We start from the raw sequence: 18,255 nt of genomic DNA, 5'->3' as shown, positions 1-18,255 counted from the left end.
CCGCGCCCTTTTCCGGGATCCGCCGCCGCATGTACTGCGCCATCGACTTCGGCACCTCCAATTCCGCGGTGGCCGTGCCCGACGCTGCGGCGGGCATGCGGCTTGTCGAGCTCGAGCCGGGGTACACCACCATGCCCACGGCCGTCTTCTACTTCGTCGACGGGCCCGAGCACGACGGGCCGCCGCGCGCCTTCGGCCGCGCCGCGGTGGCGGCCTATGTCGACGGGCTGGACGGCCGGCTGATGCGCTCGATGAAGAGCATCCTCGGCAGCAGCCTGGTCGAGCAGACCACCGACGTGGGCGGCGGCCGCGGCGTGCGCTACCTCGACATCGTGGCCGGCTACCTGCGCCACCTGAAGCGCCGCGCCGAGGCCGCCAGCGGCGCGCCGGTCGAGCGCGTGGTGCTGGGCCGCCCGGTGTATTTCGTCGACGACGAGCCGGCGCGCGACGCCCAGGCGCAGGCCGCGCTGGAGCGCGCGGCGCGCGCGGTCGGCTTCCGCGACGTGCACTTCCAGTACGAGCCGATCGCCGCCGCCTTCGACTACGAACGCGGCGTCGAGCGCGAGCAGCGCGTGCTGGTGGCCGACATCGGCGGCGGCACCTCGGACTTCTCGCTGGTGCGTGTCGGCCCGGCGCGCATGGCGCGGCTCGAGCGCAAGGACGACATCCTGGCCAACCACGGCGTGCACGTGGCCGGCACCGACTTCGACCGCCGCATCGAGCTGGCCGCCATCCTGCCCGCGTTCGGCTACGGTGCCTTCGGACCGAGCGTGGCCGGTGCGCCGGCGCGCGAGGTGCCCAGCGCGGTGTACTTCGATCTCGCCACCTGGCACCTGATCAACACCGTCTACAGCCCGCAGCGCGTGGCCGAGCTGCGCGGCATGCGCGGCTTCTACGCCGACACGCGCCAGCACGACCGGCTGATGACGGTGCTGACCGAGCGCCTCGGCCACGAGCTGGCGGCGCGTGCGGAGGCCGCCAAGATCGCGGTGGCCGAGGGCGGCTCGACGCGTATCGACCTGTCGCACGTCGAGCGCGACCTGGCGGTCGGGCTCGACGAGGCGCAGGCGCTCGACGCGCTCGAGGCCGACGTGGCGCGCATCGTCGGCGCGGCGCAGGAGACGGCGCGCCAGGCCGGGCTCGCGCCGGGCGACATCGACGCGCTCTACTTCACCGGCGGCTCGACCGGCCTGCGCGTGCTGGCACAGCGCATCGCGGCGGCCTTCCCGGGCGCGCAGGTGGTGCGCGGCGACCGCTTCGCCAGCGTGGCCACCGGCCTGGGCGTGTTCGCGCAACGCTGGTACGGCCGCGCCTGATCAGGCCGGAAAGCGCAGCTCGACGGCCAGGCCGCCGAGGCGCTCCGAGCGGGCCGTCGTGACCGTCGCGCCGTGCACTTCGGCGATGCGGCGCACGATCGACCAGCCCAGTCCGGAGCCGCTCGCGCCGCTGCCCAGCACGCGGAAGAAGCGTTCGCCCAGGCGCGCGCGCTCGGCGTCGGCCAAGCCGGGCCCGCTGTCCTCGATGCGCAGGTGCACGCCGGTGGCCACCGGTTCGAGCTGCACCTGCACGCGCGCGCCGTCCGGGCTGTAGCGCAGCGCGTTGTCGGCCAGGTTGCGCAGCAGCGCGGCCAGCAGCGGCGCGCTGCCCGGCAACGGGCAGTGGTCTGGCGACTCCAGCTCGAGCTGCTGGCCACGCGCCAGGGCGGCCGGGGCGAGCGTGGCCAGCACCTCGCGCGCAATCAGAGCCAGGTCGGCCCGGCCGCTCGGTGCGTGGCCATCGGCCTCCAGGCGCGACAGCGTCAGCAGCTGCTCGACCAGGTGCGCGGCGCGGTCGCAGCCGGCCAGCGTCGCCTGCAGTGCATGGCTGCGCGTCGCCTCGTCGCCGGCGGCGCCCAGTGCCACCTGGGCCTGGGCGCGGATCGCCGCGATCGGCGTGCGCAGCTCGTGCGCGGCGTCGGCAGTGAAGCGCCGCTCGGCGACGAGCAGGGCGCCGATGCGCTCGAACAGGCGGTTCAGTTCGGCGACCAGCGGCGCCAGCTCGGCAGGCGCGCGCTCGGCCGCGAGCGGCTGCAGGGCCTGCGGTTCGCGCTGCGCGATGGCCGCGCCGAGGGCACGCAGCGGCGCCAGGCCGCGCCGCACCGCCCACCACGACAGCAGCGCCAGCAGCGGCAGCGCCAGCAGCATCGGGCCGAGCAGGCCGCGCAGCACGCCGCGCAGGATGGACGCGCGCGAGCCCAGGCGCTCGGCGACGTAGACCGTCACGTCGCGTTCCGCGCCGCGGGCGGCGAACACGCGCCAGGGCGCCCCGTCGAGGTCGATCGTCGCGAAGCCCTCGAGGTGCTGCGCCAGCGGCGCGCGTGGTGCGTTGGCCGAGCGCATCGCCAGGCGCCCCTCGTGCCAGACCTGGAAGGTGACCCGGCTCGCGTAGCGGTGCAGCAGCGGGGCATCGACCTCGTGGTCGTCGTCCTCCAGTTCGCCGGCCTGCTGCGCCACCAGCAGGGCCGCCGCCTGCGCCAGGTGGCTGTCGAGCAGCTCGTCGAGTTCGTGCTCCGCATCGCGCCAGATCAGCACCGCCGAGACCAGCCAGACCGCGGCCACGGCGCCGATCACCAGTGCCAGCAGCCGGCCCTGGATCGAGGCAGGGCGTGTCACGCGGGCGCCTTCGCGATCGCGTAGCCGATGCCGCGCACGGTCTGGATCAGCGCGGGCTTGAGCTTGCGGCGCAAGTGGTGCACGTGCACCTCGACCGCGTTGCTCTCGACCTCCTGGCCCCAGCCGTAGATGCACTGCTCGAGCTGCTCGCGCGAGAGCACCCGGCCGTCGGCGCGCAGCAGCGCCTCCAGCACGTCGAACTCGCGCGCCGACAGCGCCACCTCGGCGCCGTCGCAGCGCACGCGGCGCTGCGCCGGGTCGAGCTCCACGCCGTGGGCGGCGAGCTGCTCCTGCACCGGCCCGCTGGCGCGCCGCACCAGCGCGCGCAGGCGGGCCGCCAGCTCGTGCAGGTCGACCGGCTTGACGACGTAGTCGTCGGCACCGAGGTCCAGCCCGCGGATGCGCTCGGGCACCGCGTCGCGTGCGGTCAGCACCAGCACCGGCATGCGCGTGCCGGCGGCACGCACGGCCTGCAGCACGTCGAGGCCGTCCTTGCGCGGCAGGCCGAGGTCGAGCACCGCCGCGGCATGTTCTCCGGCGCGCAACTCATGCTCGGCGGCCGCACCGTCGCGCACCCAGTCGACCTGGAAGCCGAGCTGGCGCAGCCCGGCGCGCAGGCCGTCGCCCAGCAGCGGGTCGTCTTCGGCGAGCAGGATGCGCATGGGCGGTTCAGTCCTCGTCGTGGTGGCGGTCTTGCTTCAACAGGCGTGCACTCGACTCGCCGGCGCCGGCCGCCAGGTCCGGCGCCGGGGCCGTCTGCCACTGCAGCCACCAGAAGCCCAGCACGGCGGCCAGCACCAGCGCCGCGAGCGCGCCCCAGCGGCGCTCGATGCCCTCGCCCGCCGGCACCGGCTTGCGGCCGGTCACCATCGAGCGCACCAGGTTCTCGCGGTGCACCAGGCTGCCGACCAGCACGCCCAGCAGGTGCACCACCACCACCGCCATCAGCAGGTTGGCCGCGGCCTCGTGCACCTCCTCGAGCCACTCGCCGCCGAGTTCACTGTAGGTGGCCCAGCCGCTCGCCGCGGTGACGGCGATCAAGCCGAGCAGCGCGACGATCGCCAGCGCACCGGCCGGGTTGTGGCCGGCATGGTGCTCGGGCCGCGCCGACACTAGTGAGCGCAGGTAGCGCCAGGCCGCCCGCGGGCCGCGCACGAAACTCGCGAAGCGTGCATGGCGTGTGCCGACCAGGCCCCACAGCAGGCGGAAGGCCACCAGCCCCGCCATCGTGTAGCCCAGCGTCACGTGCAGCAGCCGCCAGTGTTCGCTCTCCGCGGTCAGCCAGGCGCCGGCGAAGCAGGCCGCGAGCAGCCAGTGGAACAGGCGCACCGGCAGGTCCCACACCAGCACGTCGCGATCCGGGTCATTCATGTTCATGGGTGCTCCTCAGCGCGGGATGCGCACCGCGTGTTCGTTGTAGTCGCCCAGCGCCGCGCCCTCGTGGCAGGCGCTGCAGTTGGCGGCGCTCTTGATGGCCGGCCGCTTCCAGGCCGCGGCGGGCACCTCGTCGTGCTCGCGCACGAACCAGCGCGTGCGGGTGATGCGGTCCTCGGGCGGGGCGCTGCGCAGCCGCGTGGACGCGTTGGCCGCCAGCCAGGTCGCCAGCGCGCGCTGCGTCGGCGTGTCCAGCGAGGCGTCGGTGCCGTAGTGGCGCGGCAGGTTGTCCATCAGGCGCCGCCAGGACTCGTTGGGCAGCAGGCGTGGCGGGAACGGCGCATGGCAGCTGCCGCATTCCTGCACGTAGGACGCCGGCATCGGCTGGTAGCGGTGGCCGCCGTCGTCGTCCGCGAAGGCGGGCTGGGCCAGGGCGGCCAGCAGCAGGCAGGTGGGTCCGATCTTCATGGGGGCTCCTCAGGGCTTGAGCGTCATCAGCCAGGCCAGCACGTCGGCCTTCTCGCCGGCGCTGCAGGCGCGGCCGAGCACGTCGTTGCAGTTGCGGCGGAACCACTTCTCGGTCTTGGCCGGGTCGCTGAAGCGCGCCGGGTTAAAGGCCGGGGCGAGCGGCTCGATGGTCTTGCCGGTGCTGGCGTGCTTGCCGGCCTGGGTCGGCACGGCGCCGTGGCACGACGAGCAGCTCCAGTCCTGGCTGCCCTTGGTGGTGAAGAACTGCCGGCCGCGCTCGGGCTGGGCGGTGGTGCCGGCGGCCGAGACATAGCCGGCCAGCTGGTCGGCCGGGGTGGCGGCCTGCGCCGCGCTCAGGGCGGCGCCGCAGAGGATGATCGCGAGGGTTCGACGCATGGCAACTCCTTTCGAGCTGCCATGGTCGGCGCGTGGGTTTAAGGAAGTCTTAGCCGGGCGCCGCGGCGCCGTCGACGCTCAGGCGAGCACCGCGGCCATCGCGTTGGCGGTGGCCTCGACGTTGGCGCGGTTCAGCCCGGCCACGCAGATGCGGCCCGAGCGCACCAGGTAGACACCGAATTCCTCGCGCAGCCGGTCCACCTGCGCCGGGCTCAGGCCGGTGTAGCTGAACATGCCGCGCTGCGTCAGGAAGTAGTCGAAGTTGCGCCCCGGCACCTTGGCGCTGAGCACGCGGTGCAGCGCCTGGCGCATCGCCAGGATGCGCTCGCGCATCGCGCCGAGCTCGGCCTCCCAGGCGCGGCGCAGTTCGGGGTCGCCGAGGATGGTGGCGACGATCTGGCCGCCGTGGATCGGCGGGCTCGAGTAGTTGCGCCGCACCGTGAACTTGAGCTGGCCGAGCACCAGCTCGGCCTGGCGCGCGTCGGGGCAGACGACGCTGAGCGCGCCGCAGCGCTCGCCGTACACGCTCATGCTCTTGGAGAACGAGTTGGCGACGAAGAAGCTCAGCCCGGCCGTGGCCAGCGCGCGCACGGCGTAGGCGTCCTCCGCGATGCCATCGCCGAAGCCCTGGTAGGCCAGGTCGAGGTAGGGGATCACGCCGCGTTCGCGCAGCAGGGGGATCAGCTCGTCCCACTGCGCGCGGGTCAGGTCCACGCCGGTCGGGTTGTGGCAGCAGGCGTGCAGCAGCACGATGCTGCGGGCCGGCAGCGTGCGCAGCGTGGCGAGCATGTCGGCGAAGCGCACGCCGCCGGTGGCCGCGTCGTAGTACGGGTAGGCCTGCACCGCGATGCCGGCGCCCTCGAACATCGAGCGGTGGTTGTCCCAGGTCGGGTCGCTGACCCACACGCCGCTGTCGGGGAACCAGCGCTTGATGAAGTCCGCGCCGACCTTCAGCCCGCCGGAGCTGCCCACCGCCTGCAAGGTGGCGATGCGCCCGCTCGTCACCGCCTCGTGCGCGGGGCCGAACAGCAGGCCCTGTACCGCAGTGCGGAAGTTGGCCGCACCCTCGATCGGCAGGTAGGGCTTGGGCCCGCCGCGCGCCACCACCTTGGCCTCGGCCCGCTGCACCGACTCGAGCACCGGGATGCGCCCGGCGTCGTCGAAGTAGATGCCGATGCTGAGGTTGATCTTGTTCGGCCGCGGGTCCTTCTGGAAATCCTCGTTCAGGCTGAGGATCGGGTCGCCGGCAAAGGGTTCGACGTGTTCAAACATGCGTTCTCGATCATGCGGCCAGGGCCGCCTCGATGTCCTTCTTCAGGGATTCGGGGGTGTCGTTGGGGGCGTAGCGCCTGAGCACCCGGCCGTCCTTGCCGACCAGGAACTTGGTGAAGTTCCACTTGATCGCCTCGGTGCCCAGCACGCCCGGCGCGGCGGCCTTGAGCCAGGCCCACAGCGGATGCGCGTTCGCGCCGTTGACGTCGACCTTGGCCATCATCGGGAAGCTGACGCCGTAGTTGAGCTGGCAGAAGGCTGCGATCTGCTCGTTGCCGTCCGGGTCCTGCCCGCCGAACTGGTTGCAGGGGAAGCCGACGACCACCAGGCCGCGCCCGCCGTACTCCTTCCACAGCGCCTCCAGCCCGGCGAACTGCGGCGTGAAGCCGCAGGCGCTGGCAGTGTTGACGATCAGCAGCACCTTGCCGCGCTGCGTGGAGAAATGGGCCGGCTTGCCTTCGATCGACAGGGCCTCGAAATCATGCACGGAGGTCTCGGCCATGGGGGCTCCCGCTGGGGTGGTGCGCGATGGTATCGCCTGCGCGTGAGGAATCACCGTGCGGATCCGGCAATCCCGATCTCGTGGTCCTTGACGCGGCGCAGCCCGGCCGCGGACCATCGACCGACATGTCCGTCCCCGAATTCGCCGACCGCTACAGCGTGGCCCTCGAAGGTTTCTCCGCCTTCGAGCGCGAGTCGCTGGCCAGCTTCTTCCGGCTGGCAGCGCAGCGCACGCCGGTCTACGAGCCGGTGGACGAGGCCGGGCTGGCCGACTTCCTGGTCGTCGACGCCGACCGGCCGGCCGCCGTCGAGGCGGCGGCGCATGGCCGGCGCGAGCGTGACACCGTCTTCATCGGGGCCCGGGCGCCCGCCGGCGCGCTGGCCTGCCTGCATCGGCCGGTCGACCCGCTGGCGATCGTGCGCGAACTCGACCGCCTGCTCGAGATGCGGCTGGCCGTGCCCGACGCCGTGTCCGACGCCGAGAGCGGCCTGATGCCGCTGAGCTTCGAGGAGCCGGGCGAGGCGGCACCGGCGGCCGCGATGCCGCAGGCGCGGCGCCGCCCGAGCGCCGTCGCTGCGGCGGCCGCGCGCACCCCGCGCGGCGGCGGCGGGCGCGACGTGATGGTGGTCGACGACAGTGCGATCGCGCGCAAGTTCCTGCAGCAACGCCTCGAGCGCTTCGGCTACCGCGTGCACCTGGCGGCCAGCGGCGCCGAGGCGCTCGAACTGCTGGCGCAGCGTGCCTACGCGCTGGCCTTCCTCGACGTGGTGCTCGGCCCGGCCGGCAGCGTCGACGGGCTGCAGGTCTGCCAGGCGGTGAAGCAGGAGGCCACGCGCCGGGGGCTGCGCACGCCGGTCGTGCTGGTCACGGCGCTGAAGGGCTCGTCGGACCGCGTGCGCGGTTCGCTGGCCGGCTGCGACGCCTACCTGACCAAGCCGCTGCTCGAGGAACCGTTCGTCACGACGCTTCGCCAGCTCGACCCGGCGTTCGACTGGCCCGAGGCCCCGGCCGCCGCCAGTTCAGCCTGAGGCGGCTGGCCCGGCCGCGGCGAGCAGCGCGGCCAGCAGGATCAGCGCGCCGCCGGCCACCAGCGACGGGCTCAGGGCGCCGCCGCCCAGCAGCAGCGCCGACACCGAGGCAAACAGGATCTCGGTCAGCATCACCACCGCCGTCACGTTGGCCGGCAGGCGGGCGGCGCCGTACTGCAAGGCCAGGTTGCCGGCCAGGAACAGCAGCGCCAGCGTCGCGGCGCCCAGCAGCCAGGCCGGTGCGGGCGCCGGCAGCGGCGCGACGCGGCCGGCCGCGCCGAGCGCGATCGCCAGCGCGCCGGCCACCAGCATGCCGCCGCCAAACATCGCCAGCGCGCGGCCTTCCTCCGGCCGGTGTGCCTCGCGCCGCAGCAGCACGTTGTTGAGCGCGAAACTGAAGCCACCCAGCAGGCCGAGCCAATCCGGCAGCGTGCGCGGCAGCGGCAGCGCGCCGCCGCCCGGCGGCCACAGCACGATCGCCGCGCCGGCCAGCGCGAGCAGCACGCGCAGCGCGGCCAGCCGGGTGAGTGCCTCGTGCAGCAGCAGCCGGGCCAGCAGCACGGCCCACAGCGGCATCAGGTAGAACAGCAGCACCACGCGCACCACGTCGCCCACCGTCACGGCCCAGTTGAACGCCGCATTGGTGGTGCCGGCGGCCAGCACCAGCAGCCACAGCACCGGCGTGCCCAGCAGCTGGCCCAGCGCGCGTGGCCGCAGCGCCAGGATCACCGCCACCGCCACGGCGTAGATCAGCGCGGTGGCCCATAGCGGATGCAGGCCGAGGGCCTCGAGCTGGCGGAACGGCCACCACGAGCAGCCCCAGACGAAGGCATTGAAGGTCAGGGCAAGCGCGGGCTGCAGCTCAGGGCGGGAGACGGGCATCGGGCCGATTGTGCGGGCCCGCGGGGGCATCTCGGGATGGACGCCCGGGCCGGCGCGGGGCTACGGTCGGGCACCCCCAGGAGGACCTCGCCATGACCCCGCTGCAAGTCTTTCCGGCGTCCAGCATGAACTCGCCCACGATGATGCCGCCGCTGTCCGACGTCGGCTGGCGCTTCCTCGCCGAGGGCGATTCCTGGTTCACGATCGGCGCGCTCAACCCGCTGGACAACGCCAACCTGCTGCTGGCGCTGCGCTTCGAGCGCAGCGCGATCGCGGTCAGCTGTGCGATGCCGGGCGACACGCTGACGCACATGGCCGACTTCGGCCGCGACCCGATGTTCGCCGCGCTGCTCGCCGGCCGGATCCAACGTCCCTGGGACGGCCTGCTGCTGTCCTGCGGCGGCAACGACCTGATCGACGCGCTGCAGGTACCCCCCACCGGCCACCCGCCGGCCCTGCGCCTGCTGCTCACGCGCGACGAATGGGGCGACGCATCGCTGGGCGCGGCGCGCTACCTGAGCGAGCCGGGCTGGCAGACCTTCGTCGGCTACCTGCAGGAGAACCTCCGGCGCATCGTCGACCTGCGCGACGCCGGGCAATCGCGCGGTGCGCCGATCTTCCTGCACGGCTACGCGCTGCCCACGCCGCGCCCGGCACCGGCCGGCCCGGGATTGGGGCCCTGGCTGCTGCCGCCGCTGCGCGCCTATGGCATTCCGCCGGGCGACCACGAGGCGCTCGCCAGGCTGCTGATCCGCCGTCTCGGAGAGTTGCTGGCCGCCTGCGCCGCCGACACGGTGCGCTTCCCCAACCTGCACTTCTTCGACACCGCGGCGGTGGCGATCTTGCCGGCGCAGCCCGACACCCGCGGGGAGAGCGGCGACTGGGCCAACGAGATCCACCTGACGCGTGCCGGCTGCCGCAAGCTGGCGGCCGCCTGGGCGCCGGCGATCGAGAAGGTGCTGATCGGCTGACGCGGAGCCACTGCGCCGGCGTGCTTCGCTCGAGCGGCGCCTGGGGCTGCGGCTCACGGGGCCTGCGGCCACAGGGCCCGGCGCCTCAGGCACCGGGCGCTGGCGCGCTCAGTGCTTGTCGCTCCGCGCGATCGCCAGCAGGTGGTCGACCTCGGCCTTGTGCTGCACCAGGTTCTTGGCGTGCCAACGCCGGATCAGCTCCATCGTGCCGGCCACGACCAGGCCGAACACGGTGATCGCGCCGAAGGCCGACAGCCCGAACTTCGTCATGCCGGTGTAGAACGCACCGAGGCCGAGGATGCAGGCCTGCTCGTTGAAGTTCTGCACCGCGATCGACCGTCCGGCGCCCATCAGGTTGTGGCCGCGGTGCTGCAGCAGCGCGTTCATCGGCACCACGAGGAAGCCGCCGATCGCCCCGAGCAGCACCAGGAACGGCGCGGCGGCCCAGACGTTGTGGATGAAGTTCAGCCCGATCACCAGCACGCCCATGCCGATGCCCAGCGGGATCACGCCGGTGGCCTGGTCGAGCCGGCAGCGCAGCGACGCGGCCACCGCGCCGGCGGCGGTGCCGATCGCCACCACGCCGACGAGCGACGAGGCCTGCGAGGTGCCGTAGCCCAGCGCGGCGGCGGCCCAGGCGAACACGATCACTCGCAGGTTGCCCGAGACGCCCCAGAACAGCGTGGTGGTGGCCAGCGAGATCTGGCCCAGCTTGTCGCTCCACAGCCGCGCATTGCAGACGGAGAAGTCGCGCACCAGCACCACCGGGCTGGCCGGCAGCGGCTGCAGCGGCGCCTCGGTGCGCGGGATCTTCAGGTTGAACAGCGCGGCGGCGACGTAGAGGAACACGATCAGCGAGATCGCCGCCTCGGGCGGGGTATCGATGCCGGTGTCCAGCAGCGGCAGGTCCAGGTGCAGCAGCTGGCCCGAGACCGTGCGGCCCAGCAGCTGGCCGCCCAGCAGGATGCCGAAGATGATCGACAGGATCGTCAGCCCCTCGATCCAGCCGTTGGCCTTGACCAGCTGCGAAGCCGGCAGCAGCTCGGTGAGGATGCCGTACTTGGCCGGCGAGTAGGCGGCGGCGCCGAGCCCGACGATCGCGTAGGCCAGCAGCGGGTGGCCGCCGAACAGCATCAGCAGGCAGCCCACCACCTTGATGGCGTTGGAGACGAACATCACCTGCCCCTTGGGCACCGCGTCGGCGAAGGCACCGACGAAGGGGGCCAGCACGACGTAGAACAGCGCGAACATCGGCGAGAGCGCCGGCACGTGCCAGGCCGGCGCGCCGGAGGTCTTCAGGAGTTCGATGGCCGCCACCAGCAAGGCGTTGTCGGCCAGCGAGCTGAAGAACTGCGCCGACATGATGGTGTAGAAGCCCTTCTTCATTCGCTCCGGTGCTGCTGCGCGCCGCCCAACGATGCGGGGGTCTTCTTGCGGCGCCGGTTTATAGCACGCGCCTTGCGCGTCGCCGGGCGTGCCCGGCGCGGGTGCGCTGGCAGAATCCACGCACCATGCCGCGGCCGATCGAAGCCCTCATCCACACCGAGGCGCTGGCGCACAACCTGCGCGTCGCGCGGGCCCACGCGCCGGACGCCAAGGTCTGGGCGGTGGTCAAGGCCAACGCCTACGGCCACGGCATCGAGCGCGCCTACGCGGGCCTGGCCGGCGCCGACGGTTTCGCGCTGCTCGACCTGGCCGAGGCCGAGCGCATCCGCGCGCTCGGCTGGCGCGCTCCGGTGCTGCTGCTGGAGGGCTGCTTCGAACCGCGCGACCTCGAGCTGTGCTCGCGCCTGGACCTCTGGCACACCGTGCACCACGAGGCGCAGATCGACTGGCTGGCCGCGCACAAGACCAGCCGCCCGATGCGCGTGTTCCTCAAGCTCAACAGCGGCATGAACCGGCTCGGCTTCCGGCCGGCCGCCTTCCGCGCCGCCTGGCAGCGCCTGTCCGGCCTGACGCAGGTGGACGACATCGTGCTGATGACGCACTTCGCCAGTGCCGACGCGGACGGCGGCATCGCCGACGCGCTGGCCACCTTCGAGCGCGCCACCGAGGGCCTGCCGGGCGACCGCAGCCTGGCCAACAGTGCTGCCACGCTGCGTGCCGCCGCGCTCGACCCGGCGCTGCGCGGCGACTGGGTGCGCCCGGGCATCGAGGTCTACGGCTCCTCGCCCGACCACCCGCTGCACGACGCCGCCCACTGGGGTCTGCAGCCGGCCATGACGCTGCGCGCCCAGCTGATCGCGCTGCAGGACCTGCAGCCGGGCGACGCGGTCGGCTACGGCGCCGCGTTCCGTGCCGAGGCGTCGATGCGCATCGGCGTGGTCGCCTGCGGTTATGCCGACGGCTACCCGCGTGTCGCGCCCACCGGCACCCCGGTGCTGGTGGACGGCGTGCGCACGCGCATCGTCGGGCGCGTGTCGATGGACATGATCACGGTCGACCTGACGCCGGTGCCGGGCGCACGCCTGGGCAGCGAGGTCACGCTGTGGGGCCAGGGGCCGGGCGGCAGCCGGCTGCCGATCGACGAGGTCGCCGCCAGTGCCGGCACGCTCGGCTACGAACTGATGTGTGCGCTGGCACCGCGTGTGCCGACCCGAGTGGTGTAGAGGAGCGCAGGGTCTTTCAAAGCGCTTTGGAAAGCGCCCGGCGGATCGCTACCATGCGCAGCTCCACCACCGAGGAGCCATCACGCCATGACCCTGCGCGTCACCGTCTGGGGCGAAAACGTCCACGAGAAGAAGCACAAGCTGGTCGCCGAGCTGTACCCCAAGGGCATGCATGGCTGCATCGCCGATGCCCTGAACGCCGACCCCGGCATCCGCGCCACCACCGCCACGCTGGACCAGCCCGAGCATGGCCTGACCGAGGCCGTGCTGGCGCAGACCGACGTGCTGACCTGGTGGGGCCATGCCGCCCACGGCCAGGTCGACGACAGGATCGTCGATCGCGTGCAGCAGCGTGTGCTGCAGGGCATGGGCCTGATCGTGCTGCACAGCGGCCACCACTCGAAGATCTTCAAGCGCCTGATGGGCCACAACTGCGACCTGGTCTGGCGCGAGGCCGGCGAGAAGGAGCGGCTGTGGGTCTGCAATCCGGCGCACCCGATCGCGCAGGGGCTGCCGGCCTGGATCGACATCGAGCACGAGGAGATGTACGGCGAGCCCTTCGGCATCCCGAACCCGGACGAGGTGGTGTTCCTGTCCTGGTTCGCCGGCGGCGAGGCGTTCCGCAGCGGCGTCACCTACAAGCGCGGCGGCGGCAAGGTCTTCTACTTCCGCCCCGGCCACGAGACCTACCCCACCTACCACCAGGCCGAGGTGCAGCAGGTGCTGCGCAACGCGGTGAAGTGGGCCCGGCCGGACGGGCAGTTCGCCTGGGGCGCGCCGGAGCGGCCGGTGGCGAAGTCGCTCGAGCCGATCGTCGAACACGGCGGGTCGGTGCACTGATGGCTGCAAAGCTCCGCATCGGCATCATCGGCACCGGCGCGATGGCGCGCGCCCATGCCGATGCCTTCCAGAAGATCCCCGGCGTCGCGCTGACCGCCTGTCTCGATATCGTGCCCGGCCGCGCCGCCGAGTTCGCGGGCAAGCACCGGATTCCGTTCGCCACCGAGGACCGCGAGGCCTTCTTCGCGCAGGTCGACGCGGTGTCCATCGTCACGCCGGACCGCTTCCACGCCGAGCCGACCATCGCCGCGCTCGCGGCCGGCAAGCATGTGCTGTGCGAGAAGCCGCTGACGGTCACGCTCGAGGAGGCGCGCCTGGTCGAGGCCGCCGCCTCGGCGCACCCCGAGCTGATCGGCATGGTCAACCTGAGCTACCGGCGCTCGGCGGCGGCCGAGCAGGCCGCCAGGCTGGTGGCGGCCGGCAAGCTCGGCGAGCTGCGCCACGTGAACGCGCATTACCTGCAGAGCTGGCTGGTCAGCGACCTGTGGAGCCACTGGAGCAGCGAGGCCTTCCTGTGGCGCCTGCAGACCGCGGCCGGCTCGGGCGGCGTGCTGGGCGACGTGGGCGTGCACATCCTGGACCTGACCACCGCGGTCACCGGGCTGCCGACCCGCCTGCGCTGCGAGCTGGCGACCTTCCCCAAGGTCGCCCCCGACGGGGGCACGCACACCCGCTGGCAGGGCAAGCTGCTGGACGCCAACGACAGCGCGGTGGTGCAGCTCGACTACGGCGGCCGCGCGCTCGGCGTGGTGCAGGCCACGCGCTGGGCCACCGGCCACATCAACCACCTGAGGGTGGAGGTGCACGGCACCGAAGGCGCGCTGCGCTTCGACCTGGACGAGAGCTACGAGCGCCTCTCCACCTGCCTGGGCCGCGACGTGAAAAAGGGCCGCTGGAAGAGCCGCGAGTTCCCGGTGGCGCCGAACGTGTGGGAGCGCTTCGTTCGCGCCGTCAAACGCGGCCGTGCGGAGGCGCCGGACATCGCGCGCGGTGCGCAGGTGCAGGCGCTGCTGGACGCCTGCGAGCGCTCGGCCGCCAGCGGGGCCTGGGAGCGGCCGGCCTGAGGTACAACGCGGCTCCGGGAGGGGCTGCGCGTGGCTTTCGACGACGTCGTCACGACAGGCATCGTCGCGCTGTTCGGCGGGGCGCTGCTGTGGGCGGCGGTCGGCGCGCTGGTCGGCCGCTTCCAGGGCTTCCAGGTCGGCGTCGCCACCGCGATGATGCTGTTCGGCCTCACCGGCCTGGGCATGGCAGGCTGGCTGGCGTGGCTGCTGTGGGGCGGCGGCGGCGCGGGGCCCGGGCGCGATCAGATCGGCCTGGTCGGCTTCTTCGGCGCCTTCGGCGGCTTCGGTCTGCTCGGCGGCGGCGTGATCCTGGCCAGCGAACTCGAATCGCGCCGGCCGCGCGAGCCGCAGCCGGTCGCGCCCTGGCGCGCGCGGCTGGCGACGGCCTGCACCGTGTCGGGCAACCTGGCGATCCTGATCGCCTTCGTGCTCGGCCTGGTGCTCGACGATGACATGATCCGCGGCACCCACACCACCTTCCGCGGCGTCACCCTCGCCTGCGCCTGCTGGTGGCTTGCGACGGTTTTCGGCGGCCGGCTGCGTGTCAGCCAGACGCTTTTCTTCGCGCTGCTCGGCGGCGGCTTCTACCTCGCCTCGGAGTCGCTGCGCCTGTTCGGCGGCGCATAGGGTTCGACCCGGTCCTGCTCGGCCGGATCGTTGCGCGCCACGATCGCCCGCGCCGGCTCGGTGGCGCTGAGGTTGATCGCCTCGTGCGGCACGTCGGCCGGGATGAAGAGGAAGTCGCCCGCCTCGCTGACCACGCTGTGGACGAGGCCCTCGCCCCAGCGCGTCTCGACCCGGCCCTCGATCACGTAGATCGCGGTCTCGTAGCCGCGGTGCAGGTGCGGCTCGGCGCGCGCGCCGGGCGGGATCACCACGAGGTGCATCGCCAGGCCCTGCGCGCCGACCGTCTGGCCGGAGATGCCGAGGAAGTAGGGCAGCCGCTGGCGCGTGTCGACCGCCCGGTCGGGGCGGTACGGCACGACACGCGGCGCCCCCATCACGCCCTCTTGAAGCTCGCCAGCAGCGTGCCGGCCAGCACGAACAGGCCGCCGAACACGCGGTTCATCGCCTTCAGGTGCGCCGGCGCGCGCAGCAGGCGCAGCACGCGCGCGGCCAGCAGCATGTAGCCGGCCATCACCAGGGTGTCGGTGAAGGCCAGCGTGCCGGCGATCACCGCGTACTGCGGCGCGAGCGGGCTCGCCAGGTCGAGGAACTGCGGCACCACGGCGAGCAGGAACACGGTGCCCTTCGGGTTGACCGCGTTGACCAGCCAGCCGCGCAGGAACAGCGCGCGGCCCGACACCGTCGGCGCGTCGGCCGTCTCGGCCACCACCGGCACGGCCGGGGCGCGCCACTGCTGGATGCCGAGCCACACCAGGTAGGCCACGCCGGCCCACTTCACGATCAGGAAGGCCAGGCTCGAGGCCGCGATCAGTGCGCCCAGCCCGATGCCGACCACCACGATCTGGGTCCAGATGCCCGCCACCAGACCGAAGACGATCGGCCAGCCGCGCGCGAGGCCGTGGTTCAGGCCGGCGCTCATCGCGGCGATCGCGCCGGCCCCGGGCGACAGGCTGATGGCCCAGGCGGCGGCGAAGAAGGTGATCCAGGTCGAGAGGTCCATCGGGCGATTCTCGCGCGGCGGCGACAATGCCGCATGGCCAAGGAGAAATCGATCTACGTCTGCGGCGAGTGCGGCGCCTCGAGCCCAAAGTGGCTCGGCAAGTGCCCGGGCTGCGGCGCGTGGAACACGCTGGTCGAGGCGGTCGCCGAAGCGGCGCCGGGCAAGAACCGCTTCCAGGCGCTCGCGCGCAGCCAGCCGGTGGCCACGCTGTCGGAGATCGAGGCCAGCGAGATCGCCCACCAGGGCACCGGCATCGCCGAACTCGACCGCGCGCTGGGCGGCGGCATCGTCGAGGGCGGCGTGGTGCTGATCGGCGGCGACCCGGGCATCGGCAAGAGCACCTTGCTGCTGCAGGCGCTGGACGCGCTGTCGCGCACGGTGAAGACGCTCTACGTGACCGGCGAAGAGAGCGGCGCCCAGGTCGCGCTGCGCTCGCGCCGCCTCGGGCTCGAGGGTTCGCAGGTGCGCGTGCTGGCGGAGATCCAGCTCGAGCGCATCCTCGCCGCGCTGGAGGCCGAGGCGCCGGCGGTGTGCGTGATCGATTCGATCCAGACGCTCTACTCCGAGCAGCTCGCCTCCGCGCCGGGCTCGGTGGCGCAGGTGCGCGAATGCGCCGCGCAGCTCACGCGCACCGCCAAGGCCAGCGGCACGACGGTGATCCTGGTCGGCCATGTCACCAAGGAAGGCGCGCTGGCCGGCCCGCGTGTGCTCGAGCACATCGTCGACACGGTGCTGTACTTCGAGGGCGACACGCACTCCAGCTTCCGCCTCGTGCGGGCGGTCAAGAACCGCTTCGGCGCGGTCAACGAGATCGGCGTGTTCGCGATGACCGAACGCGGCCTCAAGGGCGTGGCCAACCCGAGCGCGATCTTTCTCTCCACCCACGGCGAGCCGGTGCCCGGCGCCTGCGTGCTGGTCACGCTGGAGGGCACGCGGCCGATGCTGGTGGAGATCCAGGCGCTGGTCGATTCCGGCGGCCCGAGCCCGCGCCGGCTCTCGGTGGGCCTGGACCGCGACCGCCTGGCGATGCTGCTGGCCGTGCTGCACCGCCACGCCGGCGTCGCCGCCTTCGACCAGGACGTGTTCGTCAACGCGGTCGGCGGCGTGCGCATCAGCGAACCGGCGGCCGACCTGGCCGTGCTGCTGGCGATCCAGGGGTCGCTGCGCGCGCGGGCGCTGCCGCGCGGCTTCTTCGCCTTCGGCGAGATCGGCCTGGCCGGCGAGGTGCGCCCGGCGCCGCGGGGCCAGGAGCGCCTGCGCGAGGCGGCCAAGCTCGGCTTCTCGGTGGCCGTGGTGCCGAGCGCGAACGTGCCGAAGAAGCCGATCGAGGGCCTGACCATCCACGCGGTGGAGCGGGTCGAGCAGGCCATTGCCGTCGTGCGCGAGTTGTGAGATGAAGCTCGCCGTCGTCTCCGACATCCACGGCAACCTGCCGGCGCTCGAAGCGGTGCTGGAGGACATCGCGCAGGCGCGCGTGGACCTGACCGTGAACCTGGGCGACATCGTCTCCGGCCCGCTCTGGCCGGCCGAGACGGCCGCACGCCTGATGCCGCTCGGCTGGCCGACGATCCGCGGCAACCACGAGCGCCAGGTGCTGGCGCCGGACCTGGCACGCATGGGCGCGAGCGACGCCTTTGCGGCGCGGCGCCTCGACGCGGCCACCCGCGCCTGGCTGGCCGCGCTGCCGGCGACGCTGCCGCTCGACGACGAGGTCTGGTGCTGCCACGGCACGCCGGGCAGCGACCTCGACTACCTGCTCGAGACCGTGGTGCCCGGCTACGCCGGAGCGTCGGCCCCGGGCATCCGCGCCGCCACGGCCGAGGAGGTGCTGCAGCGCCTCGGCGCGGCGCCCTGCCGGCTCGTGCTGTGCGGCCACTCGCATGTGCCGCGCGCCGTCGGCCTGGCGGACGGCCGGCTGGTCGTCAACCCCGGCAGCGTCGGCCTGCAGGCCTACGACGACGGCCGGCCGCACCCGCACATCGTCGAGAACGGCACGCCGCATGCACGTTATGCGCTGCTGGGGCGGCGCGCCGCGGGCTGGCAGGTCGAGCTGCGCGCCGTGCCCTACGACCACGAGGCGGCCGCGCGCCGCGCCGAAGACGGCGGCCGCGGCGACTGGGCCGACGCGCTGCGCAGCGGCCGCGTGGGCCGCTGGGAGACCACCGCATGAATCCCTGGCTCGGTTGGGCGCTGGCCGCCCTGTTCGTCGCGCTGGCCTGGCAGGGCTACGGCTGGCAGGGGCTGCTGTTCGCGCTCAGCGCGATCGTGTTCTGGCTGCTGCTGCAGTTCAACCGCAGCGTGCGGGTGATGAAGAACGCCAGCCACGCACCGGTCGGGCATGTGGGCAGCGCGGTGATGCTGAACGCGCGGCTGCGGCCCGGCATGACGCTGCTGCAGGTGATCACCCTGACCAAGAGCCTCGGCCGCAAGCTCGACGCGGCCGGCGAGGCCTGGGCCTGGGAGGACGAGAGCGGCAGCCGGGTCGAGCTTCACTTCGTCGGCGGCAAGCTGACGCGCTTCACGCTCGTGCGGCCGGACCCGCCGGAGCCACCACCCCCCGACGCATAAAAT

General features: G+C 73.1%; 21 protein-coding genes. 10 read left to right on the top strand and 11 right to left on the bottom strand.

All coding sequences use genetic code 11. The features are described 5' to 3' along the window. Positions 1-29 precede the first annotated feature (29 nt). On the top strand, positions 30-1,316 hold the full coding sequence (locus D9C15_RS14645) for an Hsp70 family protein (RefSeq protein ID WP_127998446.1): 1,287 nt from the start codon (positions 30-32) through the stop codon (positions 1,314-1,316). On the opposite strand, the gene D9C15_RS14640 is transcribed toward D9C15_RS14645, so the two are convergent. The 7 genes from D9C15_RS14640 to D9C15_RS14610 all read right to left on the bottom strand — a co-directional run bounded on the left by D9C15_RS14640 (position 1,317) and on the right by D9C15_RS14610 (position 6,663). After that, positions 1,317-2,651 (bottom strand): ATP-binding protein, encoded by a 1,335-nt coding sequence (locus tag D9C15_RS14640; RefSeq protein WP_127998444.1) that lies wholly within the window; start codon positions 2,649-2,651, stop codon positions 1,317-1,319. It abuts the gene before it with no gap. Beyond that, positions 2,648-3,313, bottom strand: coding sequence for a response regulator (locus tag D9C15_RS14635; RefSeq protein ID WP_127998442.1), 666 nt, complete (start codon positions 3,311-3,313; stop codon positions 2,648-2,650). Before D9C15_RS14635 ends, D9C15_RS14640 begins: the two co-directional genes overlap by 4 nt. A 7-nt stretch (positions 3,314-3,320) precedes the next feature. Next, positions 3,321-4,028, bottom strand: a complete 708-nt coding sequence (locus D9C15_RS14630; RefSeq protein ID WP_127998440.1) for a cytochrome b/b6 domain-containing protein — start codon at positions 4,026-4,028, stop codon at positions 3,321-3,323. Between the two features lie 9 nt (positions 4,029-4,037). After that, positions 4,038-4,493 carry a diheme cytochrome c gene (locus D9C15_RS14625; protein ID WP_127998438.1) on the bottom strand — a complete coding sequence of 152 codons (456 nt, stop codon included), beginning with the start codon at positions 4,491-4,493 and terminating at the stop codon, positions 4,038-4,040. Between the two features lie 9 nt (positions 4,494-4,502). After that, the gene (locus D9C15_RS14620) at positions 4,503-4,889 is read right to left on the bottom strand and encodes a DUF1924 domain-containing protein (RefSeq protein WP_127998436.1); all 387 of its coding nucleotides are present in this window, start codon (positions 4,887-4,889) and stop codon (positions 4,503-4,505) included. 78 nt (positions 4,890-4,967) lie between these two features. Next, a complete protein-coding gene (locus D9C15_RS14615; RefSeq protein ID WP_127998434.1) occupies positions 4,968-6,161 on the bottom strand; it encodes an amino acid aminotransferase in 1,194 nt (397 codons plus the stop codon). A gap of 10 nt (positions 6,162-6,171) precedes the next feature. Beyond that, entirely contained in the window at positions 6,172-6,663 is a 492-nt protein-coding gene (locus D9C15_RS14610) for a glutathione peroxidase (protein ID WP_127998432.1), read from the bottom strand. A 125-nt stretch (positions 6,664-6,788) separates the two neighbouring features. On the opposite strand from D9C15_RS14610, the gene D9C15_RS14605 reads away from it, so the two are divergent. Further along, a complete protein-coding gene (locus tag D9C15_RS14605) occupies positions 6,789-7,691 on the top strand; it encodes a response regulator (RefSeq protein ID WP_127998430.1) in 903 nt (300 codons plus the stop codon). On the opposite strand, the gene D9C15_RS14600 is transcribed toward D9C15_RS14605, so the two are convergent. Next, complete coding sequence (locus D9C15_RS14600) at positions 7,683-8,573, bottom strand: EamA family transporter (protein WP_127998428.1); 891 nt, start codon at positions 8,571-8,573, stop codon at positions 7,683-7,685. The genes D9C15_RS14605 and D9C15_RS14600 overlap by 9 nt on opposite strands. A gap of 92 nt (positions 8,574-8,665) precedes the next feature. Between D9C15_RS14600 and D9C15_RS14595 the strand changes: the two genes are divergently transcribed. Further along, complete coding sequence (locus D9C15_RS14595; protein WP_127998426.1) at positions 8,666-9,544, top strand: SGNH/GDSL hydrolase family protein; 879 nt, start codon at positions 8,666-8,668, stop codon at positions 9,542-9,544. A 108-nt stretch (positions 9,545-9,652) separates the two neighbouring features. Here D9C15_RS14595 and lplT read toward each other — a convergent pair whose 3' ends face one another. Continuing rightward, positions 9,653-10,930, bottom strand: a complete 1,278-nt coding sequence (gene lplT / locus D9C15_RS14590; protein WP_127998424.1) for a lysophospholipid transporter LplT — start codon at positions 10,928-10,930, stop codon at positions 9,653-9,655. 125 nt (positions 10,931-11,055) lie between these two features. Between lplT and alr the strand changes: the two genes are divergently transcribed. From alr to D9C15_RS14570, 4 genes are all read left to right on the top strand, one after another. Further along, positions 11,056-12,153, top strand: a complete 1,098-nt coding sequence (alr, locus tag D9C15_RS14585) for an alanine racemase (protein WP_127998422.1) — start codon at positions 11,056-11,058, stop codon at positions 12,151-12,153. Between the two features lie 87 nt (positions 12,154-12,240). Then, complete coding sequence (locus D9C15_RS14580) at positions 12,241-12,993, top strand: ThuA domain-containing protein (protein WP_127998420.1); 753 nt, start codon at positions 12,241-12,243, stop codon at positions 12,991-12,993. Further along, complete coding sequence (locus D9C15_RS14575) at positions 12,993-14,057, top strand: Gfo/Idh/MocA family protein (protein ID WP_127998418.1); 1,065 nt, start codon at positions 12,993-12,995, stop codon at positions 14,055-14,057. Before D9C15_RS14580 ends, D9C15_RS14575 begins: the two co-directional genes overlap by 1 nt. 30 nt (positions 14,058-14,087) lie before the next feature. Then, a complete protein-coding gene (locus tag D9C15_RS14570) occupies positions 14,088-14,684 on the top strand; it encodes a hypothetical protein (RefSeq protein ID WP_127998416.1) in 597 nt (198 codons plus the stop codon). On the opposite strand, the gene D9C15_RS14565 is transcribed toward D9C15_RS14570, so the two are convergent. After that, a complete protein-coding gene (locus D9C15_RS14565; protein ID WP_127998414.1) occupies positions 14,642-15,058 on the bottom strand; it encodes a cupin domain-containing protein in 417 nt (138 codons plus the stop codon). The genes D9C15_RS14570 and D9C15_RS14565 overlap by 43 nt on opposite strands. Beyond that, positions 15,058-15,684: a LysE family transporter gene (locus tag D9C15_RS14560; protein WP_127998412.1), complete on the bottom strand. Its 627-nt coding sequence runs from the start codon at positions 15,682-15,684 to the stop codon at positions 15,058-15,060. Before D9C15_RS14560 ends, D9C15_RS14565 begins: the two co-directional genes overlap by 1 nt. Positions 15,685-15,717: 33 nt before the next feature. Here D9C15_RS14560 and radA point away from each other — a divergent pair, with 33 nt between their 5' ends. Genes radA through D9C15_RS14545 form a run of 3 tightly spaced genes read left to right on the top strand, consistent with a single transcriptional unit; the run spans position 15,718 to position 18,252 of the window. Beyond that, positions 15,718-17,076, top strand: coding sequence for a DNA repair protein RadA (gene radA / locus D9C15_RS14555; protein WP_127998410.1), 1,359 nt, complete (start codon positions 15,718-15,720; stop codon positions 17,074-17,076). Position 17,077: 1 nt separating this feature from the next. Then, a complete protein-coding gene (locus D9C15_RS14550) occupies positions 17,078-17,854 on the top strand; it encodes a metallophosphoesterase family protein (protein ID WP_127998408.1) in 777 nt (258 codons plus the stop codon). Then, positions 17,851-18,252: a hypothetical protein gene (locus D9C15_RS14545; protein WP_127998406.1), complete on the top strand. Its 402-nt coding sequence runs from the start codon at positions 17,851-17,853 to the stop codon at positions 18,250-18,252. The genes D9C15_RS14550 and D9C15_RS14545 overlap by 4 nt, the downstream gene beginning before the upstream one ends. The last annotated feature ends 3 nt before the right edge of the window (positions 18,253-18,255 follow it).

Origin of the sequence: Piscinibacter defluvii, from assembly GCF_004011805.1 — a bacterium.
GTDB classification, from domain to species: domain Bacteria; phylum Pseudomonadota; class Gammaproteobacteria; order Burkholderiales; family Burkholderiaceae_C; genus Piscinibacter; species Piscinibacter defluvii.
The sequence above is the reverse complement of the archived record's forward strand: the minus strand, read 5'-3'. Positions and strand labels throughout refer to the sequence as shown.

Bases quoted from the DNA above. Each gene is read 5' to 3' on its own strand.
- D9C15_RS14645 (WP_127998446.1), top strand. From the start codon at position 30: ATGTACTGCGCCATCGACTTCGGCACCTCCAATTCCGCGGTGGCCGTG.
- D9C15_RS14635 (WP_127998442.1), bottom strand. From the start codon at position 3,313: ATGCGCATCCTGCTCGCCGAAGACGACCCGCTGCTGGGCGACGGCCTG.
- D9C15_RS14630 (WP_127998440.1), bottom strand. From the start codon at position 4,028: ATGAACATGAATGACCCGGATCGCGACGTGCTGGTGTGGGACCTGCCG.
- D9C15_RS14625 (WP_127998438.1), bottom strand. From the start codon at position 4,493: ATGAAGATCGGACCCACCTGCCTGCTGCTGGCCGCCCTGGCCCAGCCC.
- D9C15_RS14620 (WP_127998436.1), bottom strand. From the start codon at position 4,889: ATGCGTCGAACCCTCGCGATCATCCTCTGCGGCGCCGCCCTGAGCGCG.
- D9C15_RS14615 (WP_127998434.1), bottom strand. From the start codon at position 6,161: ATGTTTGAACACGTCGAACCCTTTGCCGGCGACCCGATCCTCAGCCTG.
- D9C15_RS14610 (WP_127998432.1), bottom strand. From the start codon at position 6,663: ATGGCCGAGACCTCCGTGCATGATTTCGAGGCCCTGTCGATCGAAGGC.
- D9C15_RS14605 (WP_127998430.1), top strand. From the start codon at position 6,789: ATGTCCGTCCCCGAATTCGCCGACCGCTACAGCGTGGCCCTCGAAGGT.
- D9C15_RS14600 (WP_127998428.1), bottom strand. From the start codon at position 8,573: ATGCCCGTCTCCCGCCCTGAGCTGCAGCCCGCGCTTGCCCTGACCTTC.
- D9C15_RS14595 (WP_127998426.1), top strand. From the start codon at position 8,666: ATGACCCCGCTGCAAGTCTTTCCGGCGTCCAGCATGAACTCGCCCACG.
- lplT (WP_127998424.1), bottom strand. From the start codon at position 10,930: ATGAAGAAGGGCTTCTACACCATCATGTCGGCGCAGTTCTTCAGCTCG.
- alr (WP_127998422.1), top strand. From the start codon at position 11,056: ATGCCGCGGCCGATCGAAGCCCTCATCCACACCGAGGCGCTGGCGCAC.
- D9C15_RS14580 (WP_127998420.1), top strand. From the start codon at position 12,241: ATGACCCTGCGCGTCACCGTCTGGGGCGAAAACGTCCACGAGAAGAAG.
- D9C15_RS14575 (WP_127998418.1), top strand. From the start codon at position 12,993: ATGGCTGCAAAGCTCCGCATCGGCATCATCGGCACCGGCGCGATGGCG.
- D9C15_RS14565 (WP_127998414.1), bottom strand. From the start codon at position 15,058: ATGGGGGCGCCGCGTGTCGTGCCGTACCGCCCCGACCGGGCGGTCGAC.
- D9C15_RS14560 (WP_127998412.1), bottom strand. From the start codon at position 15,684: ATGGACCTCTCGACCTGGATCACCTTCTTCGCCGCCGCCTGGGCCATC.
- radA (WP_127998410.1), top strand. From the start codon at position 15,718: ATGGCCAAGGAGAAATCGATCTACGTCTGCGGCGAGTGCGGCGCCTCG.
- D9C15_RS14550 (WP_127998408.1), top strand. From the start codon at position 17,078: ATGAAGCTCGCCGTCGTCTCCGACATCCACGGCAACCTGCCGGCGCTC.
- D9C15_RS14545 (WP_127998406.1), top strand. From the start codon at position 17,851: ATGAATCCCTGGCTCGGTTGGGCGCTGGCCGCCCTGTTCGTCGCGCTG.